Genomic DNA, 25,026 nt, shown 5'->3' on the forward strand with positions numbered 1-25,026 from the left:
CCGCCGATGGACGACCTTAACGTTCACCGCCGCCAGGATGCGGCCAGCAACGCAACGCTGCACCTGTTGTTCCGGGTCGGCGACCAGCGTTTTGCCATCGATGCCCATGAAGTCGCCGAAGTGTTGCCACGCTTGCCGCTCAAGCCGATCGCCCAGACACCTGCCTGGGTGGCCGGGGTGTTGACCCATCGTGGCGCAGTGGTGCCGGTGATTGATGTAGGTGCCTTGAGTTTCGGCCAGCCGGCCCCGGTGCGTACCAGTACCCGCCTGGTGCTGGTGCACTACCGGGTCGACCCGCAGCGCCCGGAGTTACTGCTGGGGTTGATTCTGGAACAGGCCACCGACACGTTGCGTTGTCGCACCGAGGAGTTCCAGCCCTATGGGCTGGACAATCATCAGGCGCCTTATCTGGGGCCGGTGCGCGAGGATGCCCGGGGGCTGGTGCAGCGCATCAGTGTCCAGGACCTGCTCAACGACGAGGTGCGTGCGTTGCTGTTTCCGTTGCCCGACTCCCAGGCCCCTGACGCGTGGGAGCCTCGATGAGCAGCGAGCAGCGCTTCTTCCGTTTCCTGCAGGACCGTATCGGCCTGGATGTCGCCTCGGTTGGCGCACCAATGATCGAGCGTGCCTTGCGCCAGCGCTGCACGGCGCTCAATGCCCGTGACCTGGATGATTACTGGCTGCAGTTGCAGCAATCGCGGGACGAGCAGCAGGCATTGATCGAGGCGGTGATCGTTCCGGAAACCTGGTTTTTCCGCTACCCGGAATCGTTCACCGCACTGGCAGGCCTCGCCAGCAAACGCCTGGCGGAGTTGGCTGGAACGCGCCCGTTGCGCATTCTCAGTCTGCCATGCTCCACGGGCGAGGAGCCTTACTCCATTGCCATGGCCCTGCTCGATGCGGGAATCCCCGGGCAGGCCTTTCAGGTCGACGGGATAGACATCAGTCCCAACTCGATCGCCCGTGCCGAGCACGCCCTGTATGGGCGCAACTCGTTTCGCGGCTCGCACCTGGATTTCCGCCAGCGGCATTTCGATGAGTCCGGCGACGGCCAACGCCTGCACGAACGGGTTCGCCGGCAGGTCAATCTGCAAGTGGGCAATGTGCTCGATCCTGCGTTGAAGTCCCGTGAAGGCGCCTACGATTTTGTCTTCTGCCGCAACCTGCTGATCTATTTCGACGTGCCCACCCAGCAGCGGGTGTTCGAGGTGCTCAAGGGCCTGGTCCATGAGCATGGTGTGCTGTTCATCGGCCCGGCCGAGGGCAGTCTGCTGGCGCGCATGGGTATGCGGCCGCTGGGGATCGCCCAGTCGTTCGCCTACGTTCGCCAAGCGCCCGTCGAGCCGCTGGTCGTCAGCAAGCCGGTTGTTGCGCCGCCGGCTGTCAGCCTTTCCCGGCCGTTGCCGCCACCTGTGCGCAGGGCCACCAGCGCCCCAGCGAAACCGCTTTCCCGTCCTGCGCCTGTCGATACGGGCGCCGATCTGTTGGTAGAAATCGCCCGGTTGGCCAACGCCGGCAGCAGTGCTGAGGCCACCGCAGCCTGCGCACGCTACCTGCAGCTCTATCCGCCCAATGCCCAGGTGTTCTATTGGCTGGGCCTGCTCAGCGATACCGCCGGTGACAGCGCGCAGGCGTTGAATCATTACCGCAAGGCGTTGTACCTCGATCCACAGCATCATGAGGCGCTGGTGCACCTGGCCGCGTTATTGGCCTCCCAGGGCGACAGCGCCGGTGCCAGGCGCCTGCAGGAGCGCGCCGCACGCCGGGCCGATCGGGAGTCTGAACAATGATGGGAGAGCATGATGTGCAGTTGGTTGCCTCCGATGCCGCCGCCATCGACGATTGCTGGAACCGTATCGGCGTGCAGGGCGACAAGAGCTGCCCTTTGCTGGTCGAACATGTCCACTGCCGTAACTGCGCCGTATACGCGACCGCTGCAACCCGGTTGTTGGATCGCTACTCACTCAGCCAGACCGTGCATGAGCAGGTCCATGTGCAGGAGGAGGGTGTTGGCCGCTCGATGCTTCTGTTTCGTCTGGGCGAGGAGTGGCTGGCGCTGGCCACCCGTTGCCTGGTCGAAGTGGCGCCGCTGCAGCCGGTGCATTCGTTGCCGCACCAGCGCGCACGCATGCTGCAAGGCGTGGCTAATGTACGCGGCTCCCTGGTGCCGTGTTTGTCGCTGGCAGACCTGCTTGGCCTGGAGGTGCTCGGCGACGGCGTCACCTCGGCCCGGGTCATGCCACGCATGTTGATCATCGCGGCAGCCGGAGGCTCGGTGGTGGTACGGGTGGATGAAGTGGATGGAATCCATGGCCTGGACCCGGCGCGGGTGGTGCACGAGCAGGGTGAAGCACGCTTTACCGCAGCGGTCCTGCAATGGCGCGGACGCAGCGTTCGGGTACTGGACGAAGAACAAGTGCTGTCTGCCGTGAACCGGAGCCTTTCATGACACCAGAGCAAATGCGCGATGCCTCCTTGCTCGAGCTGTTCAGCCTGGAGGCCGAGGCCCAGACCCAGGTGCTCAGTGCCGGGCTGCTGGCCTTGGAGCGTAATCCGACCCAGGCCGATCAGCTTGAAGCCTGCATGCGCGCAGCCCACTCGCTCAAGGGGGCGGCGCGCATCGTTGGTGTCGATGCCGGTGTCAGCGTCGCCCATGTAATGGAAGATTGCCTGGTGGGTGCCCAGGAAGGTCGACTGCTGTTGCGCCCCGAGCATATCGATGCCTTGTTGCAGGGCACCGATCTGTTGATGCGTGTCGCCACCCCTGGGGACCCTACCCTCGATTCGGCGGTACAGGCCTTTCTGGTGCAGATGGCGGGCTTGCTCGATCCTGCTGGAATGGCCGCCGCAGCGGTGCCCGCACCGCTGCAGGCGCCGCCGCCTGCTCCGTTGCCGCCAATGACCGACGCTCTGTTCGTGCCGCCGCTTGAAACCGAGCCCGAACCTGAGCCTGTGGCTGCGCCCAAGGGCATGCGTGGCGGTGAAGGGGGCGAGCGGGTGCTGCGGGTCACGGCCGAGCGCCTGAACAGCCTGCTCGATCTGTCGAGCAAGTCGCTGGTCGAAACCCAGCGGCTCAAGCCCTACCTCGCCACCCTGCAGCGCCTCAAGCGCATGCATGGCCAGAGCATTCGCGCCCTGGACGGGCTCAAAAGCCAGCTTGAGGCCAGCGGCCACAGCTCGGAAGTTCGGGAGGCATTGGCCCAGGCCCAGCAACTGTTGGGCGAAACCCAACAGATGTTGCTGCAGCAGGCTGCCGATCTTGATGAGTTCGGTTGGCAGGCCAGCCAACGGGCGCAGTTGCTCTACGACACGGCCCTGGCCTGCCGCATGCGTCCGTTTGCCGATGTGCTGACGGGTCAGAGCCGCATGGTTCGTGACCTGGGGCGTTCGCTGGGCAAGCAGGTGCGGCTGGACATCGAAGGCGAAAAGACCCAGGTCGACCGCGATGTACTGGAAAAACTTGAAGCGCCGTTGACGCACCTGCTGCGCAACGCGGTCGATCATGGTATCGAACTGCCGGAGCGGCGGCTGTTGGCCGGAAAGCCGCTGGAAGGGCAGATCCGCCTGCGTGCCTCGCACCAGGCCGGCCTGCTGGTGCTGGAGTTGAGCGACGACGGTGGAGGCGTTGACCTTGAGCGTCTACGCCGCAGCATTGTCGAACGCCAGCTGTCACCGGCCGAAACCGTGGCGCAGATGAGTGAAGCCGAATTGCTGACGTTCTTGTTCCTGCCGGGCTTCAGCCTGCGCGACCAGGTCACCGAGGTCTCGGGGCGTGGCGTCGGCCTGGATGCTGTGCAGCACATGGTGCGTCAGCTGCGTGGCTCCATCGAGCTGACCCAGACCACAGGCCAGGGCAGTTGTTTTCACCTCGAAGTGCCGCTGACGCTCTCGGTGGTGCGCAGCCTGGTGGTGGAAGTCGGCGGTGAGGCCTACGCTTTCCCCCTGGCCCATATCGAGCGCACCCTGGAGCTGCCGGCCGAGGCCATCGTGCAGATCGAGGGGCGCCAGCATTTCTGGCATGACGGGCGTCATATCGGCCTGGTTGCTGCCAGCCAGTTGCTCAACCGTCCGTCCAGCCAGACGGATGGCCAGACCATCAAGGTGGTGGTCATTCGCGAGCGCGAGATGCTCTATGGCGTAGCGGTCGAGCGCCTGATCGGCGAGCGGGTGCTGGTGGTGATGCCGTTGGATGCGCGACTCGGCAAGATTCAGGACATTTCTGCCGGCGCCTTGCTGGATGACGGCTCGGTGGTACTGATCATCGATGTCGAAGACTTGCTGCGTTCGGTGGACAAACTGCTCAGCACCGGTCGCCTGGAGCGAATCGAGCGCGGTCAGCGCAATACCCGCGAGGCGGCGCGCAAGCGCGTGCTGGTCGTCGACGACTCGCTCACCGTGCGCGAGCTGCAGCGCAAGCTGCTGAGCAACAAAGGTTACGACGTCGCCGTGGCGGTCGATGGCATGGACGGCTGGAATGCCTTGCGCAGCGAGGATTTCGACCTGCTGATCACCGACATCGACATGCCGCGCATGGACGGTATTGAACTGGTGACCTTGTTGCGCCGCGACAGTCGCCTGCAGTCACTACCGGTCATGGTGGTTTCCTACAAAGACAGAGAAGAAGATCGTCGTCGTGGACTGGACGCTGGAGCCGACTACTATTTGGCAAAGGCCAGTTTCCACGATGATGCCTTGCTAGATGCAGTGGTCGAGTTGATCGGGGGAGCCCAGGGATGAAGATCGCTATCGTCAACGACATGCCCATGGCCGTGGAGGCCTTGCGCCGTGCGTTGGCGTTTGAACCGGCACACCAGGTCATCTGGGTAGCCAGCGACGGGGCCGAGGCAGTGAGGCTATGCACCGAGCAGTTGCCGGACCTGATTCTGATGGACCTTATCATGCCGGTCATGGATGGCGTCGAGGCGACTCGACGGATCATGGCCGAGACGCCCTGTCCCATCGTGATTGTCACGGTAGACCGCAAGCAGAACGTGCACCGGGTGTTCGAGGCCATGGGGCACGGCGCTCTGGATGTGGTCGATACCCCGGCCCTGGGTGCCGGCGATCCGAAGGAAGCGGCCGCGCCGCTGTTGCGCAAAATCCTCAACATCGGCTGGTTGATCGGCCAGCAGCGCAACAACACCCCGCGGCCATTGGCCGCGCCGTTGCGTGAGTCTGCGCAGCGCCAGGGCCTGGTTGCCATTGGCTCGTCGGCCGGCGGCCCGGCCGCGCTGGAAATATTGCTCAAGGGGCTGCCCCGTGACTTTTCTGCCGCCATCGTGTTGGTCCAGCATGTTGACCAGGTGTTCGCCGCCGGTATGGCTGACTGGCTGAGCAGCGCCTCGGGCCTGTCGGTTCGCCTGGCGTGCGAAGGCGAGCCACCACAGCCGGGGCAGGTGTTGCTGGCCGGCACCAATCACCATATTCGCTTGTTGAAAAACGGCACCCTGGCCTACACCGCAGAGCCGGTCAATGAAATCTACCGGCCTTCGATCGACGTATTTTTTGAAAGCGTGGCCCGCTATTGGCGTGGCGACGCAGTGGGCGTGCTGCTGACGGGCATGGGGCGCGATGGCGCCCAGGGCTTGAAGCTGATGCGCCAACAAGGCTACCTGACCATTGCTCAGGACCAACACAGCAGCGCCGTCTACGGCATGCCAAAAGCCGCGGCCGCGATAGACGCTGCGGTGGAGATACGCCCACTGGAGCGGATCGCTGCACGATTGATGGAAATTTTTCCGAAATGACGATATGTATTGAGCCACGCCGGCCTGCCGGCAGTGACCAGGTGACAGCGCATGAATGATTTACCGCTCGACGGTTTTCCGACCATGAACGAAAACTCGGCCATGGTCCTGTTGGTCGACGATCAGGCGATGATTGGGGAGGCGGTGCGCCGTGGCCTGGCTCACGAAGAAAACATCGACTTCCACTTCTGTGCCGACCCGCACCAGGCGGTGGCGCAGGCGATGCGGATCAAGCCCACGGTGATTCTCCAGGACTTGATCATGCCTGGCCTGGACGGCCTGAGCCTGGTGCGCGAGTACCGCAACAACCCGGCCACCCAGGACATTCCGATCATCGTCCTGTCCACCAAGGAAGACCCGCTGGTCAAAAGCGCCGCCTTTGCCGCGGGCGCCAACGATTACCTGGTCAAGTTGCCGGACAACATCGAACTGGTGGCGCGCATCCGTTACCACTCACGTTCGTACATGACCCTGCTGCAGCGCGACGAGGCGTATCGTGCCCTGCGTGTCAGCCAGCAACAGCTGCTCGACACCAATCTGGTACTGCAGCGCCTGATGAACTCCGACGGCTTGACCGGGCTTTCCAACCGGCGTCATTTCGATGAGTACCTGGAACTGGAGTGGCGGCGTGCCATGCGTGAGCAGGCCCAGCTGTCTTTGCTGATGATCGACGTCGACTACTTCAAGTCGTTCAACGACAACTTCGGCCACCTGGCCGGTGACGAAGCCCTGCGCAAGGTGGCCGAGGCCATCCGCAACTCCTGTGCTCGCCCAAGCGACCTGCCGGCCCGCTACGGCGGCGAAGAGTTCGCCCTGGTGCTGCCGAACACGTCGCCGGGTGGTGCGCGCCTGGTGGCTGAAAAGCTGCGCCAGAGCGTCGAGGCGATGCAGATTCCCCACAACATGCCCGATGCAGGCTCCAGCCTGACCGTGAGCATCGGCCTGGCCACTTACACCCCGAGCATCGGCAGCCATTGCCGGCAGCTGATTTCGGCGGCAGACAAAGGCCTGTACCTGGCCAAGAACAACGGCCGCAACCAGGTGGGCGTAGCCTGACCCGTGGGGGCGGCGATCTGCCGCCCGACGGGCTGCCGTGCCGATACATACTCGGTTATACTCTGCGGCTTTTCTACAGAATACGCACGAGAGCTGCCGACCATGGAAATCAACCCGATCCTGAATACCATCAAGGACCTGACCGAGCGTTCCGAATCAATTCGGGGGTATCTTTGACTACGATCAAAAGCATGAGCGCCTGATCGAAGTCAACCGCGAGCTTGAAGATCCAAACGTCTGGAACAAGCCCGAATACGCCCAGGAACTGGGCCGCGAACGTTCTGCGCTGGCACAGATCGTCGAGACCCTGGACGAGATGTCCAGCGGCCTGACCGATGCGCGCGAACTGCTCGACATGGCCGTTGAAGAGGACGACGAAAGCGCCGTCAACGATGTTGTCGAGATGCTCGAAGGCCTTGAGGCCTCGCTCGCCAAGCTGGAATTCCGTCGCATGTTCAGCGGCGAAATGGACATGAACAACGCCTACCTGGACATCCAGGCCGGTTCCGGCGGCACCGAGGCACAGGACTGGGCCAACATCCTGCTGCGCATGTACCTGCGCTGGGCGGCCAAGCGTGGCTTCGACGCCACCATCATGGAACTGTCCGAAGGCGAAGTCGCCGGCATCAAGGGCGCCACGGTACACATCAAGGGCGAGTACGCCTTCGGTTGGCTGCGTACCGAGATCGGCGTGCACCGGTTGGTGCGCAAGAGCCCGTTCGACTCCGGCGCCCGCCGCCACACCTCGTTCTCGGCTGTGTTCGTATCGCCCGAGATCGATGACAAGGTCGAGATCGAGATCAACCCGTCTGACCTGCGCATCGACACCTACCGCTCCTCGGGCGCCGGTGGCCAGCACGTGAACACCACCGACTCGGCGGTACGTATCACCCACGTGCCGACCAACACCGTGGTCAGCTGCCAGAACGAACGCTCCCAGCACGCCAACAAGGACACCGCCATGAAAATGCTGCGGGCCAAGTTGTACGAGCTGGAAATGCAGAAACGCAGTGCCGCGTCCCAGGCCCTGGAAGACAGCAAGTCGGACATCGGCTGGGGTCACCAGATCCGTTCGTACGTGCTCGACGCCTCGCGGATCAAGGACCTGCGCACCAACATCGAGCGCAGCGACTGCGACAAGGTGCTCGACGGCGATATCGACGAATACCTGGAAGCCAGCCTCAAGCAGGGGCTGTAACCGCGACAAAGATGCCGCGGGCAGTCTGCTCCTGCGTAGGAGCGGGCTTGCCCCGCGATCCCGGCCCCGGCCTGGGACAATGAACCCGTGATGGAAAATGTGACGACATGAGCGACCTCAAACTCGATCCGCAAGACCTGCAACAGGAAGAAAACACCCTGATCGCGCTGCGCAAGGAAAAGCTTGCAGCCGAGCGTGCCAAGGGCAATGCCTTCCCCAACGACTTCCGCCGTGACAGCTACTGCAACGACCTGCAGAAACAGTATGTCGACAAGACCAAGGAAGAGCTGGAAGCTGCAGCGATTCCGGTCAAGGTTGCCGGCCGCATCATGCTCAACCGTGGCTCGTTCATGGTGATCCAGGACATGACCGGCCGCATCCAGGTCTACGTCAACCGCAAGACCCTGCCAGAAGAAACCCTGGCCGCGGTCAAGACCTGGGACCTGGGCGACATCATCGCCGCCGAAGGTACCCTGGCCCGTTCCGGCAAGGGTGACCTGTACGTCGAGATGACTAACGTGCGCCTGCTGACCAAGTCGCTGCGCCCGCTGCCCGACAAGCACCACGGCCTGACCGACACCGAGCAGCGCTACCGCCAGCGCTACGTCGACCTGATGGTCAACGAAGAAGTGCGCGACACCTTCCGCGTGCGCTCGCAGGTCATCAACCATATCCGCAACTTCCTGATCAAGCGTGACTTCCTGGAAGTGGAAACGCCGATGCTGCAGACCATCCCCGGTGGTGCCGCAGCCAAGCCGTTCGAGACTCACCACAACGCCCTGGACATGGCCATGTTCCTGCGTATCGCGCCGGAGCTCTACCTCAAGCGCCTGGTGGTCGGTGGTTTCGAGAAAGTTTTCGAGATCAACCGCAACTTTCGTAACGAAGGTGTTTCGACCCGGCACAACCCCGAGTTCACCATGCTCGAGTTCTACCAGGCCTACGCCGACTACGAAGACAACATGGACCTGACCGAAGAGCTGTTCCGCGAACTCGCTCAGTTGGTCCTGGGCAGCACCGACGTGCCGTATGGCGACAAGGTGTTCCACTTCGGCGAGCCGTTCGTGCGCCTGTCGGTGTTCGACTCGATTCTCAAGTACAACCCCGAACTGACCGCTGACGATCTCAACGACATCGACAAGGCCCGCGAAATCGCCAAGAAAGCCGGTGCCAAGGTCCTCGGCTTCGAAGGCCTGGGCAAGCTGCAGGTGATGATTTTCGAAGAGTTGGTCGAGCACAAGCTGGAGCAGCCGCACTTCATTACCCAGTACCCGTTCGAGGTGTCGCCACTGGCCCGTCGCAATGACGAGAACCCGAACGTAACCGACCGCTTCGAACTGTTCATCGGTGGCCGCGAGATCGCCAACGCCTACTCCGAGCTCAACGACGCGGAAGATCAGGCCGAGCGCTTCATGGCCCAGGTGGCCGACAAGGACGCCGGTGACGACGAAGCCATGCACTACGACGCCGACTTCGTCCGTGCGCTGGAGTACGGCATGCCGCCGACCGCCGGTGAAGGTATCGGTATCGACCGCCTGGTGATGCTGCTGACCAACTCGCCGTCGATCCGCGACGTGATCCTGTTCCCGCACATGCGTCCTCAGGCCTGAGCGTTCTGAACAAGCCGCCTCACGAGGCGGCTTTTTCATGCCTGTAGAAAACGCAGCCATCGGATCCAATTCATGGGGAGAGAACCAGCAGTGACTCCTGCAATGGCTCAACAAGGTGCGGCCGACGTTGCCACGGCGGTCGCCGAAAGCGTGCAGTACCAAGGGCGCAAGGCCAGTCGCCTGGGCAGTGAACAGCGTCGCCAGGACATCCTCGACGCGGCCATGCGGATTGTCGTGCGCGATGGTGTGCGAGGGGTGCGCCACCGTGCGGTGGCAGCCGAGGCGGGCGTGCCGTTGTCGGCCACCACCTATTATTTCAAGGACATCGAAGACCTGCTCACCGACACCTTCGCCCAGTACGTGGAGCGCAGTGCGGCGTACATGGCCAAGCTATGGGAAAACACCGAGGTGGTGCTGCGTCAGCTCTTGTCCCAGGGGGACGGTAGCCCGCAGTGGCGGGCACGGCTGGCCGATGAGGTGGCGAAGATGACCGCCGATTATGTGCAGCGCCAGTTGCACAACCGGCGCGACTTCCTCATGGCAGAGCAGGCGTTTCGCCAAGAGGCCCTGTTGTGCCCGCGCCTGGCCGAACTGGTCAAGCTGCACGAGCAGATTCTGTTACGTGGCACCTGCCAACTGCTTCAGGTCGGGGGCTCGCGCCAGCCACAACAGGATGCGCTGGTGTTGACGGCGATTATCGAGCAGATGGAATATCAGGGCCTGCTCGACGGCTCACGCGCCGATGCGCAAGCGCAGATGCTCGCTATCCTTACCCGGTACATGCACCTGGTGCTGGCCGACGTGTGAGGCGCAGCCCCATTTCAAGGAGAACCCGATGAAAGCCAGAAGTCTGCTGTTGGCGCTGTCGTTCCTGCTGCTTGGCGGTTGTCTGGTGACCTTCAACGAGCCGATGCCGGCCAATGAAGCGGCGCCCAAGGTTTTGCTCGGCAAATGGTCGAGCAAGGACGCCTGGGGCGAACCCCTGACCCTGCAGATCAGCCGTAGCGGTGGCAATGCTTATAAAGCAGTGGCCATCGGCAAGGATAAAAAACGCGATGAATACGCCTTTACCGTCTCCAGGCACGGCAACCGCTGGTACCTCTCGGCAGGCGTTCCCAAGCGTCTGGGCGGCAACTTCCTGATCGGCGGGTTCGAGGTCATCGACGGCAAGGAACTGGTGCTCTACAACCTCGATGTCGAACAGGTCAACCAGGCCGTAGAGAAGAAAGAACTCAGCGGCCGCACCTACGAGGTGCCCGAGGACAACGGCGAGGGCGTGCTGATCGACAGCCCGGCCGAGCGTGTCCTGGCTTATCTGGACGACCCGGCCAACTCCGACCTGTTTATCGAAGTGGCGCGGTTCCAGCGGGCCGGCAAGTAATCAAGATCATTCAAGGAGAGTAGGGTGGACGAGTACCAGCAGACGATACGTGCCCTGTCTGACCGCATTGTCCTGGCACAAACCCCGATTCGCGTACTCGATGCGGTGAAGTGGGACGACAATATCCGCCAGGGCTTTCTCAAGGCCAAGGGCAAGGAGATGCCGGCAGTGGACCGTGCCTATTACCAGGGGCGGCCACTCTCGTTCGATTCCAGTGCGGTCAAGCTCGAGTTCCAGAACATCGAACGCGATATCACCCGCCAACTGGGGCAGTTCAATCCGGTCGGGCAGATCATGCGGCGCATGTGCAAGGAGTACCGCATGGTGGTGCGTATGCTCGAAGCGCGCGGCACCGAGGATTTCGGCCTGATTTCCCAGGAGTTGTACGGGGCGGCGTCCGATGCCTTCCATGCCGGTGATCCGACCCTGGCTGACCTGGGCCTGATGCTCTCGGATTATCTGAACAACATCGACGGCCGTGGCGACCTGAAGGACGAACCCAAGGACCTTACTGCCAAGCAGGCCGTGGAGATGCTTCAGGGGCGCCTGAACAAGGTGTTCAACGAGGCCGAGGACACCATCCGGGTGTTCGAGTCCGACGGTATCGTCGCCGATGCCGCCGCAGGCGCCGACTACATCAAGATCCGCGCCGATGCCATGTTCAACAGCCGTGACGTGCGCGCCCTCGAAGTCCATGAGGGGCTAGTGCATGTGGGCACCACCCTCAACGGCCTGAACCAGCCGATCTGCACCTTCCTGGCCAAGGGCCCGCCCTCGTCGACCGTGACTCAGGAAGGCCTGGCAATCCTGATGGAGGTGATTGCCTTTGCTTCCTACCCCAGCCGCCTGCGCAAGCTGACCAATCGTACCCGGGCCATCCATATGGTCGAGGAAGGTGCCGACTTCATGCAGGTGTACGAGTTCTTCCGCGCCCAGGGCTTCGGCATGCCGGAAAGCTACGGCAATGCCAGCCGGGTCTTCCGTGGGTCGGTGCCCAACGGGCTACCGTTCACCAAAGACTTGTCCTACCTCAAGGGCTTCATCATGGTTTACAACTATATTCAGTTGGCCGTGCGCAAGGGCAAGCTTGAACAGATCCCTTTGCTGTTCTGCGGCAAGACCACGCTGGAAGACATGCGCACGCTGCGCCAACTGGTCGATGAAGGCCTGGTGGAACCGCCCAAGTACCTGCCGGAGCAGTTTCGCGACCTCAATGCGCTGTCGGCCTGGATGTGTTTCTCCAACTTCCTCAACCACCTGAGCCTGGACCGGATTGAAGCCGACTACTCGAACATTCTCTGAAGCATGGCGCAGGCCCTTGGGCATGCTGCTGGTGATGCTGAGTCTGGGCGGCTGCAGTTCGCTGCTGTTCTATCCGGAGCCGGGCCAGCCGTTCACACCTGAGAAAGCCAAGCTTGAATACCGCGACGTCACCCTGACGGCGGCCGATGGCACGCGCCTGCACGGCTGGTGGTTGCCTGCCAAGCCGGGCGTGGAAGTGAAGGGCACAGTGCTGCATTTGCATGGCAACGGCGGCAACCTGGCCTGGCACTTGGGCGGCAGTTGGTGGTTGCCCAAGCAGGGCTATCAGGTACTGATGGTGGACTACCGCGGGTATGGCCTGTCCCAGGGCGAACCGGCGTTGCCCGAGGTCTACCAGGACATTGCCGCCGCGCTGGACTGGCTGGACAAAGCCCCCGAAGTGCAAGGCAAGCCCCAGGTGCTGCTCGGGCAAAGCCTGGGCGGCGCCATGGCCATTCATTACCTGGCCCAGCATCCTCAGCAGGCCCGTCGCTTCAAGGCTATGGTCTTCGACGGCGTACCGGCCAGTTACCGTCAGGTCGGGCGCTTTGCACTGAGCACCTCGTGGTTGACCTGGCCATTGCAGGTGCCGCTGTCATGGTTGGTGCCGGATGGCGACAGCGCGATTCGTTCGATTGCCCGGATCAAGACACCGCCCAAACTGTTCTTCCACAGCATCGACGACCCTATTGTTCCACTGGTCAACGGCATCCAGTTGTATCAGGCTGCGCCACCACCACGGGTGCTGCAGTTGACTCGAGGCGGCCATGTACAGACCTTTGCCGACCGCACCTGGCGCCAGGTGATGGTGCGGTTTCTCGACGACCCCGAACACTTCAATGGATTGCGGCGCCTGGCCGAGGTCCCCAATTACCCTGACGAGACGTCACAATGAGTGAAGAACGTAACGCGATTCCCCTGATCATTACTGGTGTATGCAGCATCATCGGTACTGTCTGCGCCTTGTGGTATTACGGGTACCTGCACTTTGCCAAGCCTGAGGATGCACTGCTATTGAGTGACTTCACCATGCTCAAGACCGTGCCAGGGGAGGACTACAAGATCTCGCTCAAGCCGGCCAACCAGGTCGCGCAGTGTGTGGATGGCGTGTTGGTATTGTTTGATATGTCGCAGAAAGGCCTGACGGGTGTGCTGGTAGACAGCAAGAAGCAGGCGGTGCGGTGCATGGGGCAGGAAACACCGCAACAACAACAGTAGGAGCGGGCTTGTCCCGCGATGCGTTGTTTATGACACACCGCCATCGCGGGAAAGCTCACCCCACTGCGCCGTCAATGCGCCTGGCTTACCGAACGCGGTGCCACCGGCTGGTTGTCATTGGAAATCGTCACTTCCACCCGACGATTCTGCGCCCGGCCCGAGTTGCTCGCGTTGTCGGCCACCGGGAACTCCTTGCCATAACCCTGGGACACGATGCGCGCCGGATCGACGCCGGCGCGGACCAGTGCGGTGCGCACAGCGGCAGCGCGGCGTTCGGATAGCGACTGGTTATAGCTGGCGCTGCCCTTGCTGTCGGTATAGCCCTCGACAATTACTTTGCGGTCGGGGTTCTCCTGAAGGAACTGAGCAAGTTTGGTGACGTTGGGCAAGGCACTGCTCTTGAGGTTTGCCTTGTCGAAGTCGAACAGTACGTCGCCAAAGGTCACCAGGGTACCCCGGTCAGTCTGCTTGGCGTTGAGGCTGTCCTGCAGCTTTTTGATCTGCGCATCGCGGGCATCGAGTCTTGCCTGAGCGCGCTTGTCGGAGGCGTCGTTGAGGTTGGCCTCGGCCGTGCGCAGGGCAATGGTCTGCTTCGCCACCTCGATACGCTGGTTGGTCAGGTAGGCGAGCTGATCGACCTTCTTCTCGTCCTCCTTGTCCATGTAGGCCTTGTCGGCCTGGTTCAGCGAGTCCTGGGCCTCTTTGGTTTCCAGGGCGGCGACTTTGCTCGACTGCGGGTTGCTCTGCAGGGTCGAGAAGTTGGTCCGGGCCGATTCCAGGTTGGCGTTCGGCTGCGTGGAGCAGGCGGCCAGGCCAACGCTAATGGCCAGAAGGGCGGGGATAAAGATGTGTTTACGCATAGTGTTCGTCCTTTGATCGATTAGCAGATGCACGGGTCGACAGCGCAGCCTCACTGGGTGCTGCGCATACCTTCCTCACGCAAGTCCTGAACGCCCTCGTGGGCATCTTTCACAGCCTTCTCGGCCTTGGCGGCCTGGGCCTTGCGCTCGGCGACACGGGCGTCCCACTCGGCCTGCTCGGCGAGCATCTTGGCGTCGTCGTACTTTTTGTCGTGCATGGCGATTTCGGCTTGCTTGAGCTTGTCCTGAGCGGCTTTCATTTCCACGGCGGCAAACTCGGTACCGCCGGAGCTCACCGCAGAATTGACCGCCGATTGGGTCACGGCGAACTGCTCAGTAGGCGGGTTGCCGGCACAACCGGCCAGGACCAGGCTGCTGCCCAGTGCCAGCGCGGCCAGTTTGAGCCCGCGCAAAGGGGAGGATGAGGTGTTAGCGGTGCGGGTCTTCATAGTGGTCAACTCCATTGGATCACTCCTGATGAACAACGAATTCCGTAACATTCCATTGGCGCGACCCGCCGGTCTCGAGACAGCCATCAACCCGAGTCCTGGAGGGTTTTGCCATGATGGTTACTGGGTGTGACCGAGGCGTTTTTTCAATAGTTCAGAAAAAATTCCCGCACGATCGCGGTTTTTACTGACTGATCGGTCAGCCGGTTTTTCTCGAAACTTTGCAGGCAGGCAGCGGTACGCGGGCGCCTGCGCGGCGCCCGATACCAGCAAGCAGGCGGGGGAAATCAGTGGGTTGATTCGTCCTTGCGGCTGCTCATGTCGTGTAGATAACGGCGTGACAGAGCGAGAAAACGCGGCGTTGGGCCGATGTCTTCATACAGTGGGTCGCCTTCTTCATCGGTGGCGATCACCTGGTGACCCTGCACGTACGGAAAGCTCGCTTCCAGTTCTTCAAGGGCTGCGCCCAGCAGTTCGCCCAGCAGCTCTTCAGGGCGGCGCTTGGGGTACATCTCGGTGAGGGCGGCCAGGCGTGCCGCGGACTCCACATCCAGATGCAGGACGTGACCGGTGGGGCTCAGGCGGCCTTTGGCGTTCTGTTCCCAGTGCTGGGCAAGCTCGCGGATTTTCATGATCACCTCATCAACGCTATGTACCTGATTTGAGCGTAGCTACTGTGCAGGCTTTGGTCTGCCTTGAAAGCACGACCGGTAGTGGGGCACTCTGAACCTAGAGCGGTTTTCCAGGAATGCCGGAGACAAGGCTGATGACTGATATCGATGTGCGCTTGCGTGAAGATGTTCATTTGTTGGGTGAGTTGTTGGGGGACACCGTGCGCGAGCAGTACGGTGAAGCGTTCCTGCAAAAGATCGAGGACATTCGCCGCAGTGCCAAGGCTGACCGCAGTGGTAGCGCCGAGCAGTTGAGCTCGACGCTCGATGACTTGGCTGAAGACGAACTGCTGCCGGTGGCACGCGCCTTCAACCAGTTTCTCAACCTGGCCAATATCGCTGAGCAATACCAGTTGATACGCCGCCGCGATGCCGGCCAGGCCGAGCCCTTCGAGGACCGGGTGCTGCCCGAACTGCTGGCGCGGCTCAAGGCCGAGGGGCACAGCGACGATGCCCTGGCGCGTCAGTTGGGCAAATTGAACATCGAGCTGGTACTGACTGCGCACCCTACCGAAGTGGCACGCCGTACGCTGATCCAGAAGTACGATGCCATCGCCGCTCAATTGGCTGCCCAGGACCACCGCGACCTGATTCCGGCCGAGCGCGAACAGATCCGCGAACGCCTGCAACGGCTGATCGCCGAAGCCTGGCACACTGAAGAAATCCGCCGTACCCGACCGACGCCGGTGGACGAAGCCAAATGGGGCTTCGCAGTGATCGAGCATTCGCTCTGGCAAGCCATTCCTCATCACCTGCGCAAGGTCGACAAGGCCCTGCATACCGCCACCGGGCTGCACTTGCCACTGGAGGCCGCACCGATTCGCTTCGCTTCCTGGATGGGCGGTGATCGCGACGGCAACCCCAATGTCACCGCACCTGTCACCCGAGAGGTGCTGCTGCTGGCGCGCTGGATGGCCGCCGACCTGTTCCTGCGCGACATCGACGCCCTGGCCGCCGAGCTGTCCATGCAGCAGGCCAGCGAGGCGCTGCGGGCCAGGGTAGGCGAGTGTGCCGAACCGTACCGGGTGCTGCTCAAGCTATTGCGTGATCGGTTGCGCGAAACCCGGGCCTGGGCACACAGTGCCCTGAAAGCGCCACAAGCACCGTCTGCCCAGGTGCTGCACGACAACCACGACCTGTTCGAGCCCCTGCACCTGTGTTTCGAGTCGCTGCATGCCTGTGGCATGGGGGTGATCGCCAACGGGCCGCTGCTCGACTGCTTGCGCCGGGCGGTGACCTTTGGCCTGTTCCTGGTGCGCCTTGACGTGCGCCAGGATGCAGCGCGCCACACCGCCGCGCTGAGCGAAATCACCGACTACCTCGGGCTGGGCCGCTATGGCGACTGGGACGAGGAGGCGCGCATTGCCTTTCTCCAGCAGGAACTCAACAGCCGCCGCCCACTGCTGCCCAGCTACTTCAAACCCCAGGCCGACACCGCCGAAGTGCTAGCCACCTGCCGCGAGATCGCAGCGGCGCCAGCGGCGTCGTTGGGCTCGTATGTCATCTCCATGGCGGGTGCCGCCTCCGATGTGCTGGCAGTGCAATTGCTGCTCAAGGAAGCCGGCGTGCTGCGCCCCATGCGCGTGGTACCGCTGTTCGAGACCCTGGCTGACCTGGACAACGCCGGCCCGGTAATGGAGCGCCTGCTTGGCCTGCCAGGTTATCGCAGTGCGTTGCATGGCCCGCAGGAAGTGATGATCGGCTACTCCGATTCGGCCAAGGATGCGGGTACTACGGCCGCTGCCTGGGCCCAGTACCGCGCCCAGGAGACGCTGGTGCGCATCTGTCGCGAGCAACAGGTCGAGTTGCTGCTGTTCCACGGCCGTGGCGGTACCGTCGGACGAGGCGGCGGCCCGGCCCATGCGGCGATCCTGTCGCAACCACCAGGCTCGGTGGCCGGACGCTTCCGCACCACGGAACAGGGTGAAATGATCCGCTTCAAGTTCGGCTTGCCGGACATTGCCGAGCAGAACCTCAACCTGTACCTGGCTGCCGTGCTCGAGGCGACCTTGTTGCCGCCGCCACCGCCACAACCGGCCTGGCGCGAGCTGATGGACCAACTGGCCGCCGACGGAGTCAAGGCCTACCGTGGCGTGGTCCGCGACAACCCCGAGTTCGTCGAGTACTTTCGCCAGTCCACCCCGGAGCAAGAGCTGGGCCGCCTGCCGCTGGGCAGTCGCCCGGCCAAGCGACGTGCCGGGGGCATCGAAAGCCTGCGGGCAATCCCGTGGATTTTCGGCTGGACCCAGACCCGCCTGATGCTGCCGGCCTGGCTAGGCTGGGAGGCGGCACTGAGCAACGCCCTGGCACGGGGCCAGGGCGAGCTGCTGGCGCAAATGCGTGAGCAGTGGCCGTTCTTCCGCACGCGCATCGACATGCTGGAAATGGTCCTGGCCAAGGCCGATGCCGACATTGCCCGCTCCTACGACGAACGTCTGGTGCAACCACAACTGCGACCTTTAGGTGCACATTTGCGCGACCTATTGTCGCAGGCGTGCCAAGTGGTGCTGGGCCTGACCGGGCAGCCGGTGCTACTGGCGCACAGCCCCGAGACCCTGGAATTCATCCGTTTGCGCAACACCTACCTGGACCCGCTACATCTATTGCAGGCGGAGTTGCTGGCCCGCTCCCGAGTGCGCGAAGCCGCTCTGGATAGCCCGCTGGAACAGGCCTTGCTGGTCACGGTGGCCGGTATCGCAGCGGGTTTGCGCAATACCGGTTGAAGAGGGCCGCAAGGTCGCCGATGGGTGATAGAAGGAGGGGAGATTGCTTGCAAAGCAATAGGTTGCGCTCGGCGCAACCTGTGCTTTGTGCGGCCGATGTGTGTGGTTTTTTCCGACTTTCGACCGCTTGTGTGGCTTGAAGGCGCTGTGTATCTTGAGCAGCCTTTTGACCGATTTGTGGTCATTACCCAAATTCCGGACTTGGCCCTCTGCGCCGACTCCATTGATTTGCTTACAAAAATGAGGAGCACAAGATGCGCGTGATTCTGCTGGGAGCTCCCGGGGCCGGTAAAGGTACTCAGGCAAAGTTCATCACCGAAAAATTCGGCATTCCACAAATCTCCACTGGCGACATGCTGCGCGCCGCTGTCAAGGCCGGCACCCCGCTGGGCCTGGAAGCCAAGGCGATCATGGACGCTGGCAAGCTGGTTTCCGACGAGTTGATCATCAACCTGGTCAAGGACCGCATCGCCCAGCCTGACTGCGCGAACGGCTTCCTGTTCGACGGTTTCCCGCGCACCATTCCTCAGGCTGAAGCCCTGGTAACCAATGGCGTCGAGCTGGATGCCGTGGTCGAAATCGCCGTCGAAGACGAAGAAATCGTCCAGCGTATCGCTGGCCGCCGCGTTCACGAAGGTTCGGGCCGCGTCTACCACGTGGTCTACAACCCGCCGAAAGTAGAAGGCAAGGACGACGTCACCGGCGAAGCGCTGGTTCAGCGTAAAGACGACACCGAAGAAACCGTGCGTCATCGCCTGGCGGTCTACCACGAGCAAACCAAGCCACTGGTGGACTTCTACCAGAAGCTGTCGGCTGCCAATGGCGGCAAACCTGCCTACGCACACATCGAAGGCGTTGGTTCGGTCGAAGCCATCACCGCCAAGGTGCTGGCTGCATTGAGCTGATTGACGCTCGGTAGTGCAGACAACGGCCCGCTTGCGGGCCGTTGTTGTTTATAATGCCGCTCTTTTTTCTTACGCCTGGATACACCGATGACCACCTTGTTGGCCCTGGATACCGCCACTGAAGCCTGCTCTGTCGCCTTGCTGCATGACGGCAAGGTTTCCAGCCACTACGAGGTGATCCCGCGCCTGCACGCGCAAAAGCTGCTGCCGATGATCCAGCAACTGCTGGCAGATGCCGGCACTACGCTGGCTGCGGTCGATGCCATTGCCTTTGGCCGTGGGCCAGGCGCCTTTACCGGTGTGCGTATCGCCATTGGCGTGGTCCAGGGCCTGGCCTTTGCGCTCGAGCGTCCGGTGTTGCCGGTGTCCAACCTGGCCGTGTTGGCCCAGCGGGCCCTGCGCGAGCAAGGTGTGCATCAGGTAGCCGCTGCCATTGATGCGCGAATGGATGAGGTGTACTGGGGCTGCTATCAGGATGTTGGTGGTGAAATGCGCCTGGTGGGCAGCGAAGCGGTACTGCCTCCGGAGCAAGCCGGTTTGCCAGCTGACGCCAAAGGCGACTGGTTCGGTGCCGGCACCGGCTGGGGTTACGCCGAACGTATCCCGGTGGCGCTGAGCGGCCAGGATGCAAGCCTCCTGCCCCATGCCCAGGACCTGCTGGCCCTGGCCACCTTCGCCTGGCAGCGTGGCGAAGCCATCCCCGCCGACCAAGCGCAGCCTGTGTACCTGCGCGACAACGTAGCTACGCCCAAGGCACGTTGAGTGCATCTCGTCGGTTATTCCCAGGGTAAATAAAACCTTTTGCCTAGACTGTGGTCCAGTTATCAGTCGGGCATTAGCGAAGGATCTCTGATGCTGCTAAATTGCCATCAATGGTCCTGAGTAGATCGCCATGCGTATCGACGGTTTTTCCTCGCAGCCCTATCCAATCAAGCGTACCGCGCGCAAAGCGCCGGCTCGCAGCGATGACGTGGACGAGGATCTGCCCGGCGAGTACGAGGTACAACCCCAGGCCAGTACTGGCCAGGCGCGCACCGGTGGATTGCCGGCCCGCCCGCAGGACATGATCTTCCCCCGTGCCTGCAACAAGCGCACAGCCCAGGCCCTGACCAGCTACCTGACGACTGCAGGCTTCGTGGATTGGGAGATGGAAGTGCTGGGGCTGGACCTGTACATTTGATGGATGAGTCTGTCCACGCTTCCCTATTTTCTTGGTTGCCCGTCCTGGAGTGAAAACGCCTGGCGCGAGTACCTGTATCCCGCTGACGCTAAAAGCGGCGATTTTCTAAGCCTCTACAGCCAGGTGTTCAACGCCGTAGAAGGCAACACTACCTTTTATGCCCGTCCGTCCCCGGCGACCCTCGAGCGTTGGGCTCAAATAATGCCCGCGCACTTTCGCTTCACCGCCAAGTTTCCCGGCGATATCAGCCATGGCGGCGACCTGCACGGGCAATTGGCTGCGGCGCAGGCCTTCATCGAGCTGCTCAAGCCCCTGGGGGCACGGGTTGCCCCCTATTGGCTGCAACTGCCGGCGACCTTCGGGCCTGCGCGCCTGGGCGAACTGGTGACGTTTCTCGATGAAATCACCGTGCCCATCGCCGTCGAGGTGCGCAACCAGGCGTTTTTTGCCAAGGGCAATGAGGAGCGGTTGCTCAACCGGCTGCTGCTTGACCGTGGTGTGGAGCGTATCTGCCTGGACCCACGGGCACTGTTCAGTTGCACATCCCGTGATCCGGGTGTGCTCCATGCCCAGTCGAAAAAACCCCGTGTGCCTCCGCGTCCCACCGCCTTCAGCCAACACCCTCAGGTGCGCTTCATCGGCCACCCGGAACTGGCGGCCAATGAATCCTTTCTACTGCCTTGGCTGAACAAGGTTGCTGCCTGGATCGAGGAAGGGCGCAGCCCCTATGTTTTCCTGCATACTGCTGACAACCGCCTGGCCGCGGCGCTGGCGCAGCGTTTTCATCGCGGTTTGATGGAGCGCCTGCCGGGGCTTGCGGCCTTGCCTGAACTGGACAGGACGCCTGAGGCCGAACAACTCGGCTTGCTTTGAACACGTCCTGCCGCCTGCCCGGGAGCCGTGATCATGGATGTACAAACCCTGCGTGCCGAAGCCTTCAAAGCCCTGCATGAGCGTGACACCGCCTTCGTCATCCCCAACCCCTGGGATGCCGGCTCCGCCAAGCTGCTGGCGAGCCTGGGCTTCGAGGCGCTGGCGACCACCAGTGCAGGCCTGGCGTTCTCGTTGGGGCGGCCGGATGCCGAAGGGGCGATGAACCTGGGTGAAACCCTGGACAATGCGCGCGCCATTGTCGATGCCACCGCCTTGCCGGTGGCCGCTGACCTTGAGAACGGCTTCAGTGATGACCCCAAAGGTTGCGCCGAGACGATTCTTCAAGCGGCACAGGCCGGCCTGGTGGGGGGTTCTATCGAGGATGCCAGCGGCAATCCCGATGAGCCCATCTACAGCTTCCATCATGCAGTTGAGCGAGTTGAAGCCGCCGTGGCCGCGGCCCGCAGCCTGGACTTCCCTTTCATGCTCTGTGCCCGCGCCGAGAACCTGCTGCACGGGCGCTTGGACCTGGACGACACTATCGCCCGCCTGCAGGCCTTCGCCGAAGCTGGGGCCGACGTGCTCTATGCCCCGGGCCTGCGCACGGCCGAAGAAATTCGAGCGGTGGTCCAGGCGGTGGCGCCCAGGCCTGTGAACGTGCTGATGGGGCTCAGCGGCGTGCAGTTGAGCGTCAACCAATTGCAGGACCTGGGCGTGCGGCGCATCAGTGTCGGTTCTTCCATGGCGCGGGCCGCCTACGGGGCGTTCTACCGCGCAGCGCAAGAGATCCAGGATCAGGGCAGCTTCACCTTTGGCGAGCAGGCGCTGCCGTTTGACCAGTTGAACCAGTTGTTCAGGCGCTGACCTGCCGTGGGCAAGGGCCTGCTGCTGTGTCTGTTGCTGGTGGCGGCAGGTGTAGTTGCCTGGTACCAGGGTGTGCGTGTGCCGGACGCCTGGAACCCGTGGGCGGTGCTCGACGTACGCCAACCCCCCAATCTGCTGACGGCGTACAAGCTTGGGCGTTTGCAGGATGACCCACAACGCTGCGCGCAAGCGTTGGCCACTTCGGGTCTACGTTATCGCCAGCAGGCCGACAGCCCGGCGCAGGCGCCCTGTCCGCTGGAAAATGTGCTGCGTGTGGAAGGCAGTGCGGTGCGCCTGAGTAGCAGTTTTCTGGCCAGTTGCCCGCTGGCGGTGGCCTATGCACTGTTCGAGCACCATGCCTTGCAGCCGGCGGCACAGCGCGCGTTCGCCCAGCCGGTGGTGCAGGTCGATCACCTGGGCAGCTTTGCCTGTCGCAACGTCTACAACCGCAAGGACGGTCGGCTCAGCCAGCACGCGACGGCCAATGCCCTAGATATCGCCGGGTTTCGGCTGGCGGATGGGCAGCGGATCACACTGTTGAAGGACTGGGGCGGCGAGGGCGCCAAGGCGCAGTTTTTACGTGAGGTGCATGCGCGGGCTTGCGACAGCTTCAATACGGTGTTGGGGCCGGACTATAACGCCGCCCACCATAACCACTTCCATCTGGACATGGGCTTCTGGCAGGTGTGCCGCTGACTCAGGCGGCGATGCGCACGTTGTTCAGCACTACGGGGCGCGCCCAGCGGTTGTCGAAGTCCAGGGCTGATTGCTGGGCCGCCAGGATCGGTTCGTCAAAGGGCTCGGGGGCCTTGTCCAGCAGGTCCAGCTCGAACTCGGCGATCGGCAAGTACAGCGGCTTTGGCGTGGGGCCTGGGCTCGGTTCTGCAATCGGATGCCCCTGGCTCATGACCACCGGGCGCACCCAGGTGTTGCTGATATCCAGTTGGCGCTGCTGCTCGATCAGTTCGGCATCGCTATAGGGTGGGGCGAGCTTTTCCAGCAGTTCCGGCTCGAATTCGGCAATCGGCAGGAACAGAGGCTCGGGCGGAGCGATTTCGGTGTCCAGCACGTTGCACAGGCGCTGGCTGTGAATGTGTGCCAGTACCTGGCTACCACCCAGTGGCTCGCCTGTTGCCTTGTCGTACTGTTCGAGGGTGAGGTTGCCGGTTTTGCCGTCTTCACCCTGTTGCTCGGCCAGGGCACGGGCGAAGAAGTCCTGCCACAGGTGGCTGACGCCACCCAATGCCTGGGTGTTATGCCGCCCGTAGTTGCCGACGGGCGATAAATAACCTGAGCTGAGCTGAAGAATATCGGTCATGGCAGTCGCAGGCGCTGAAGGTCTGGCAAAATAGCGAATACTTCGTATATCGGCCGTGGCCGACGATCATTTAATTTTTTTGAGTACAGGATGTGATGGTGGAGCTACTGGCGGACGGCGGCATCCGGGTCGAGGCACTGACGGCCGACTATCAGGCCCAGGCCAATGAGTGGGCGCAGCGCCTGGAGCTGCCGCTGGCGGACGATAACGCAGGCTTTGCCGTGCAGGTTGGTGCCAGCGGGCTGCAGATCCAGCAGTTGGGCCCACAGGCGCCGGGCCCGGTGCGGGTCGACTTCGTCGAAGGCGCGGCGGCGCACCGGCGGGTGTTCGGCGGCGGCAGCGGGCAGATGATCGCCAAGGCGGTGGGCATTGCCCAGGGCATTCGCCCGCAAGTGCTCGACTGCACGGCGGGGCTGGGCAAGGATGCGTTCGTGCTGGCCAGCCTGGGTTGCCGGATGACCCTGATCGAGCGCCAGCCGCTGGTTGCCGCGCTGCTGCAGGATGGCCTGGCCCGGGCGGCCAGCGATGCCGAAGCCGGCCCGATTGTCGCGCGGATGCAGCTGCTTGTCGGCAATGCCATCGAGCACCTGCGCAACTGGCAGGGCGAGCCGCCGCAGGTGATCTACCTCGACCCGATGTTTCCCCATCGCGACAAGAGCGCCCTGGTGAAAAAGGAAATGCGCGTATTCCGCCCGCTGGTCGGTGACGACCTGGATGCACCGGCCCTGCTCGAAGCGGCGCTGGCCCTGGCCAGCCACCGGGTGGTGGTCAAGCGCCCGCGCAAGGCGCCGATCATCGAAGGGCCCAAGCCAAGCCACAGCCTGGAAGGCAAGTCCAGCCGCTATGACATCTACCCGAAAAAGGCCCTCAAGGCCTGATCAGGGCCGATAGGCGTTCAGGAACATCCTCACCACTTCTTCGACATGGGCCTGCGTGGCCTCGGCGTCCAGGGCCGGGGCGTAGCCGAGCAGCAGGCGATAGTTCGGCGCGCCCTTGAGCAGGCAGAAGAAGTGTTCTGCTGCTTTGTCCGGATGCTCGATGCGCAGCAGTCCGCGCTGATCGACGCGTCGCAGCAAGGCTTCCATCTCCCGCAACACCCGCAATGGGCCGGCCTCAAAGAAAATCTGGCTGAGCTTGGGGTCCTGAGTGCCCAGGGTCATGATCAGGCGTGTCAGTTGCACTGACTGCTCACTGCTGATCAGCGCCTGGAAGCCGCAGCCGATATTGAGCAATACCTGCTCCAGCGGCGCACCGTCAGGCAGCTCGAAGATCAACTCCGGCAATTGTGCCGTGCAGGTTGCCGAGATGGCTGCGGTAAACAGCGTCTCCTTGTCGGTGAAGTGGCTGTAGACCGTGAGTTTTGAAACACCTGCCGCTGTCGCGACCGCATCCATGCTGGTGCTGGCATAGCCAAGGGTCAGAAACAGCTGCTTCGCCGCCTCGAGTATGGCCTGGCGCTTGACCAGGTCTTTGGGCCGGCCGGGGCCGACGGGAGCGGTGAGATCGTTGGGCATGAGTACGTGTACAGGTTCCGGTTGGTGCACATGGTACATCGCCGACCTGTCCGTGGCTGGCAGATATCGTCATAAAGGAATCGCGTTAATACGATTTTTCTCTTGGGCCGCGGCTTCCCGGCTGTGGTTCCCTGATTTAATATACCCGCCAGTATAA

At 62.6% G+C, this 25,026-nt stretch carries 26 protein-coding genes; 21 read left to right on the plus strand and 5 right to left on the minus strand.

The features are described 5' to 3' along the window. Positions 1 to 6 precede the first annotated feature (6 nt). The 13 genes from H621_RS0108320 to H621_RS0108380 all read left to right on the plus strand — a co-directional run bounded on the left by H621_RS0108320 (position 7) and on the right by H621_RS0108380 (position 13,512). A complete protein-coding gene (locus H621_RS0108320; protein ID WP_028942942.1) occupies positions 7 to 543 on the plus strand; it encodes a chemotaxis protein CheW in 537 nt (178 codons plus the stop codon). Then, positions 540 to 1,790: a CheR family methyltransferase gene (locus H621_RS0108325; protein ID WP_028942943.1), complete on the plus strand. Its 1,251-nt coding sequence runs from the start codon at positions 540 to 542 to the stop codon at positions 1,788 to 1,790. Before H621_RS0108320 ends, H621_RS0108325 begins: the two co-directional genes overlap by 4 nt. Further along, positions 1,787 to 2,449 carry a chemotaxis protein CheW gene (locus H621_RS0108330; RefSeq protein ID WP_028942944.1) on the plus strand — a complete coding sequence of 221 codons (663 nt, stop codon included), beginning with the start codon at positions 1,787 to 1,789 and terminating at the stop codon, positions 2,447 to 2,449. Before H621_RS0108325 ends, H621_RS0108330 begins: the two co-directional genes overlap by 4 nt. Then, the gene (locus tag H621_RS0108335) at positions 2,446 to 4,737 is read left to right on the plus strand and encodes a hybrid sensor histidine kinase/response regulator (RefSeq protein WP_028942945.1); all 2,292 of its coding nucleotides are present in this window, start codon (positions 2,446 to 2,448) and stop codon (positions 4,735 to 4,737) included. Before H621_RS0108330 ends, H621_RS0108335 begins: the two co-directional genes overlap by 4 nt. Next, on the plus strand, positions 4,734 to 5,747 hold the full coding sequence (gene cheB / locus H621_RS0108340) for a chemotaxis response regulator protein-glutamate methylesterase (protein WP_028942946.1): 1,014 nt from the start codon (positions 4,734 to 4,736) through the stop codon (positions 5,745 to 5,747). Before H621_RS0108335 ends, cheB begins: the two co-directional genes overlap by 4 nt. 51 nt (positions 5,748 to 5,798) lie before the next feature. After that, entirely contained in the window at positions 5,799 to 6,803 is a 1,005-nt protein-coding gene (locus H621_RS0108345; RefSeq protein WP_028942947.1) for a response regulator, read from the plus strand. 102 nt (positions 6,804 to 6,905) lie between these two features. Further along, a protein-coding gene (prfB, locus tag H621_RS28455; protein WP_105641187.1) for a peptide chain release factor 2 occupies positions 6,906 to 8,001 on the plus strand; the annotation gives its coding sequence in 2 pieces (ribosomal slippage) (positions 6,906 to 6,977 and positions 6,979 to 8,001; 1,095 coding nt in all). A gap of 107 nt (positions 8,002 to 8,108) precedes the next feature. Then, positions 8,109 to 9,611 carry a lysine--tRNA ligase gene (gene lysS / locus H621_RS0108355; RefSeq protein ID WP_028942949.1) on the plus strand — a complete coding sequence of 501 codons (1,503 nt, stop codon included), beginning with the start codon at positions 8,109 to 8,111 and terminating at the stop codon, positions 9,609 to 9,611. Between the two features lie 102 nt (positions 9,612 to 9,713). Beyond that, positions 9,714 to 10,418, plus strand: a complete 705-nt coding sequence (locus H621_RS0108360; protein ID WP_028942950.1) for a TetR/AcrR family transcriptional regulator — start codon at positions 9,714 to 9,716, stop codon at positions 10,416 to 10,418. Between the two features lie 28 nt (positions 10,419 to 10,446). Further along, positions 10,447 to 10,992: a hypothetical protein gene (locus H621_RS0108365; protein WP_028942951.1), complete on the plus strand. Its 546-nt coding sequence runs from the start codon at positions 10,447 to 10,449 to the stop codon at positions 10,990 to 10,992. 24 nt (positions 10,993 to 11,016) lie between these two features. Beyond that, positions 11,017 to 12,294 carry a flavohemoglobin expression-modulating QEGLA motif protein gene (locus tag H621_RS0108370; protein WP_028942952.1) on the plus strand — a complete coding sequence of 426 codons (1,278 nt, stop codon included), beginning with the start codon at positions 11,017 to 11,019 and terminating at the stop codon, positions 12,292 to 12,294. After that, positions 12,266 to 13,189, plus strand: coding sequence for an alpha/beta hydrolase (locus tag H621_RS0108375; protein ID WP_028942953.1), 924 nt, complete (start codon positions 12,266 to 12,268; stop codon positions 13,187 to 13,189). The genes H621_RS0108370 and H621_RS0108375 overlap by 29 nt, the downstream gene beginning before the upstream one ends. Next, a complete protein-coding gene (locus H621_RS0108380; protein WP_028942954.1) occupies positions 13,186 to 13,512 on the plus strand; it encodes a PA3694 family proteiin in 327 nt (108 codons plus the stop codon). Before H621_RS0108375 ends, H621_RS0108380 begins: the two co-directional genes overlap by 4 nt. Before the next feature lie 71 nt (positions 13,513 to 13,583). Here the strand turns inward: H621_RS0108380 and lptF are convergent, their stop codons facing one another. The 3 genes from lptF to H621_RS0108395 all read right to left on the minus strand — a co-directional run bounded on the left by lptF (position 13,584) and on the right by H621_RS0108395 (position 15,453). Next, positions 13,584 to 14,372: a lipotoxin F family OmpA-related lipoprotein LptF gene (gene lptF / locus H621_RS0108385; RefSeq protein ID WP_028942955.1), complete on the minus strand. Its 789-nt coding sequence runs from the start codon at positions 14,370 to 14,372 to the stop codon at positions 13,584 to 13,586. A gap of 50 nt (positions 14,373 to 14,422) precedes the next feature. Then, positions 14,423 to 14,836: a DUF4398 domain-containing protein gene (locus H621_RS0108390; RefSeq protein WP_028942956.1), complete on the minus strand. Its 414-nt coding sequence runs from the start codon at positions 14,834 to 14,836 to the stop codon at positions 14,423 to 14,425. Between the two features lie 272 nt (positions 14,837 to 15,108). After that, positions 15,109 to 15,453 (minus strand): hypothetical protein, encoded by a 345-nt coding sequence (locus H621_RS0108395; RefSeq protein WP_028942957.1) that lies wholly within the window; start codon positions 15,451 to 15,453, stop codon positions 15,109 to 15,111. A 134-nt stretch (positions 15,454 to 15,587) separates the two neighbouring features. On the opposite strand from H621_RS0108395, the gene ppc reads away from it, so the two are divergent. The 7 genes from ppc to H621_RS0108430 all read left to right on the plus strand — a co-directional run bounded on the left by ppc (position 15,588) and on the right by H621_RS0108430 (position 22,733). After that, a complete protein-coding gene (gene ppc / locus H621_RS0108400) occupies positions 15,588 to 18,215 on the plus strand; it encodes a phosphoenolpyruvate carboxylase (protein ID WP_028942958.1) in 2,628 nt (875 codons plus the stop codon). A gap of 254 nt (positions 18,216 to 18,469) precedes the next feature. Continuing rightward, positions 18,470 to 19,120, plus strand: a complete 651-nt coding sequence (gene adk, locus H621_RS0108405) for an adenylate kinase (protein ID WP_028942959.1) — start codon at positions 18,470 to 18,472, stop codon at positions 19,118 to 19,120. A gap of 87 nt (positions 19,121 to 19,207) precedes the next feature. Continuing rightward, positions 19,208 to 19,882 carry a tRNA (adenosine(37)-N6)-threonylcarbamoyltransferase complex dimerization subunit type 1 TsaB gene (gene tsaB, locus H621_RS0108410; RefSeq protein WP_028942960.1) on the plus strand — a complete coding sequence of 225 codons (675 nt, stop codon included), beginning with the start codon at positions 19,208 to 19,210 and terminating at the stop codon, positions 19,880 to 19,882. 130 nt (positions 19,883 to 20,012) lie between these two features. Then, positions 20,013 to 20,300, plus strand: coding sequence for a hypothetical protein (locus tag H621_RS0108415; protein ID WP_028942961.1), 288 nt, complete (start codon positions 20,013 to 20,015; stop codon positions 20,298 to 20,300). A gap of 3 nt (positions 20,301 to 20,303) precedes the next feature. After that, the gene (locus H621_RS0108420) at positions 20,304 to 21,173 is read left to right on the plus strand and encodes a DUF72 domain-containing protein (RefSeq protein WP_028942962.1); all 870 of its coding nucleotides are present in this window, start codon (positions 20,304 to 20,306) and stop codon (positions 21,171 to 21,173) included. A 33-nt stretch (positions 21,174 to 21,206) separates the two neighbouring features. Further along, entirely contained in the window at positions 21,207 to 22,037 is an 831-nt protein-coding gene (locus H621_RS0108425; RefSeq protein ID WP_028942963.1) for an isocitrate lyase/PEP mutase family protein, read from the plus strand. A gap of 6 nt (positions 22,038 to 22,043) precedes the next feature. Then, positions 22,044 to 22,733: an extensin-like domain-containing protein gene (locus tag H621_RS0108430; RefSeq protein ID WP_028942964.1), complete on the plus strand. Its 690-nt coding sequence runs from the start codon at positions 22,044 to 22,046 to the stop codon at positions 22,731 to 22,733. A gap of 1 nt (position 22,734) precedes the next feature. Here H621_RS0108430 and H621_RS0108435 read toward each other — a convergent pair whose 3' ends face one another. Continuing rightward, positions 22,735 to 23,355 carry a hypothetical protein gene (locus H621_RS0108435; protein ID WP_028942965.1) on the minus strand — a complete coding sequence of 207 codons (621 nt, stop codon included), beginning with the start codon at positions 23,353 to 23,355 and terminating at the stop codon, positions 22,735 to 22,737. Between the two features lie 95 nt (positions 23,356 to 23,450). On the opposite strand from H621_RS0108435, the gene H621_RS0108440 reads away from it, so the two are divergent. After that, complete coding sequence (locus H621_RS0108440) at positions 23,451 to 24,233, plus strand: class I SAM-dependent methyltransferase (RefSeq protein ID WP_028942966.1); 783 nt, start codon at positions 23,451 to 23,453, stop codon at positions 24,231 to 24,233. Here the strand turns inward: H621_RS0108440 and H621_RS0108445 are convergent, their stop codons facing one another. Then, positions 24,234 to 24,869, minus strand: coding sequence for a TetR/AcrR family transcriptional regulator (locus tag H621_RS0108445; RefSeq protein ID WP_028942967.1), 636 nt, complete (start codon positions 24,867 to 24,869; stop codon positions 24,234 to 24,236). It lies immediately after the preceding gene. Positions 24,870 to 25,026 lie beyond the last annotated feature (157 nt).

This window comes from Pseudomonas vranovensis DSM 16006 (assembly GCF_000425805.1).
In the GTDB taxonomy this organism is placed as follows: domain Bacteria; phylum Pseudomonadota; class Gammaproteobacteria; order Pseudomonadales; family Pseudomonadaceae; genus Aquipseudomonas; species Aquipseudomonas vranovensis.

What these genes read in the sequence shown, in the direction of transcription:
- H621_RS0108320 (WP_028942942.1), top strand. Translation starts at nt 7, where the DNA reads ATGGACGACCTTAACGTTCACCGCCGCCAGGATGCGGCCAGCAACGCA.
- H621_RS0108325 (WP_028942943.1), top strand. Translation starts at nt 540, where the DNA reads ATGAGCAGCGAGCAGCGCTTCTTCCGTTTCCTGCAGGACCGTATCGGC.
- H621_RS0108330 (WP_028942944.1), top strand. Translation starts at nt 1,787, where the DNA reads ATGATGGGAGAGCATGATGTGCAGTTGGTTGCCTCCGATGCCGCCGCC.
- H621_RS0108335 (WP_028942945.1), top strand. Translation starts at nt 2,446, where the DNA reads ATGACACCAGAGCAAATGCGCGATGCCTCCTTGCTCGAGCTGTTCAGC.
- cheB (WP_028942946.1), top strand. Translation starts at nt 4,734, where the DNA reads ATGAAGATCGCTATCGTCAACGACATGCCCATGGCCGTGGAGGCCTTG.
- H621_RS0108345 (WP_028942947.1), top strand. Translation starts at nt 5,799, where the DNA reads ATGAATGATTTACCGCTCGACGGTTTTCCGACCATGAACGAAAACTCG.
- lysS (WP_028942949.1), top strand. Translation starts at nt 8,109, where the DNA reads ATGAGCGACCTCAAACTCGATCCGCAAGACCTGCAACAGGAAGAAAAC.
- H621_RS0108360 (WP_028942950.1), top strand. Translation starts at nt 9,714, where the DNA reads ATGGCTCAACAAGGTGCGGCCGACGTTGCCACGGCGGTCGCCGAAAGC.
- H621_RS0108365 (WP_028942951.1), top strand. Translation starts at nt 10,447, where the DNA reads ATGAAAGCCAGAAGTCTGCTGTTGGCGCTGTCGTTCCTGCTGCTTGGC.
- H621_RS0108380 (WP_028942954.1), top strand. Translation starts at nt 13,186, where the DNA reads ATGAGTGAAGAACGTAACGCGATTCCCCTGATCATTACTGGTGTATGC.
- lptF (WP_028942955.1), bottom strand. Translation starts at nt 14,372, where the DNA reads ATGCGTAAACACATCTTTATCCCCGCCCTTCTGGCCATTAGCGTTGGC.
- H621_RS0108390 (WP_028942956.1), bottom strand. Translation starts at nt 14,836, where the DNA reads ATGGAGTTGACCACTATGAAGACCCGCACCGCTAACACCTCATCCTCC.
- H621_RS0108395 (WP_028942957.1), bottom strand. Translation starts at nt 15,453, where the DNA reads ATGAAAATCCGCGAGCTTGCCCAGCACTGGGAACAGAACGCCAAAGGC.
- ppc (WP_028942958.1), top strand. Translation starts at nt 15,588, where the DNA reads ATGACTGATATCGATGTGCGCTTGCGTGAAGATGTTCATTTGTTGGGT.
- adk (WP_028942959.1), top strand. Translation starts at nt 18,470, where the DNA reads ATGCGCGTGATTCTGCTGGGAGCTCCCGGGGCCGGTAAAGGTACTCAG.
- tsaB (WP_028942960.1), top strand. Translation starts at nt 19,208, where the DNA reads ATGACCACCTTGTTGGCCCTGGATACCGCCACTGAAGCCTGCTCTGTC.
- H621_RS0108415 (WP_028942961.1), top strand. Translation starts at nt 20,013, where the DNA reads ATGCGTATCGACGGTTTTTCCTCGCAGCCCTATCCAATCAAGCGTACC.
- H621_RS0108420 (WP_028942962.1), top strand. Translation starts at nt 20,304, where the DNA reads ATGAGTCTGTCCACGCTTCCCTATTTTCTTGGTTGCCCGTCCTGGAGT.
- H621_RS0108425 (WP_028942963.1), top strand. Translation starts at nt 21,207, where the DNA reads ATGGATGTACAAACCCTGCGTGCCGAAGCCTTCAAAGCCCTGCATGAG.
- H621_RS0108435 (WP_028942965.1), bottom strand. Translation starts at nt 23,355, where the DNA reads ATGACCGATATTCTTCAGCTCAGCTCAGGTTATTTATCGCCCGTCGGC.
- H621_RS0108440 (WP_028942966.1), top strand. Translation starts at nt 23,451, where the DNA reads ATGGTGGAGCTACTGGCGGACGGCGGCATCCGGGTCGAGGCACTGACG.
- H621_RS0108445 (WP_028942967.1), bottom strand. Translation starts at nt 24,869, where the DNA reads ATGCCCAACGATCTCACCGCTCCCGTCGGCCCCGGCCGGCCCAAAGAC.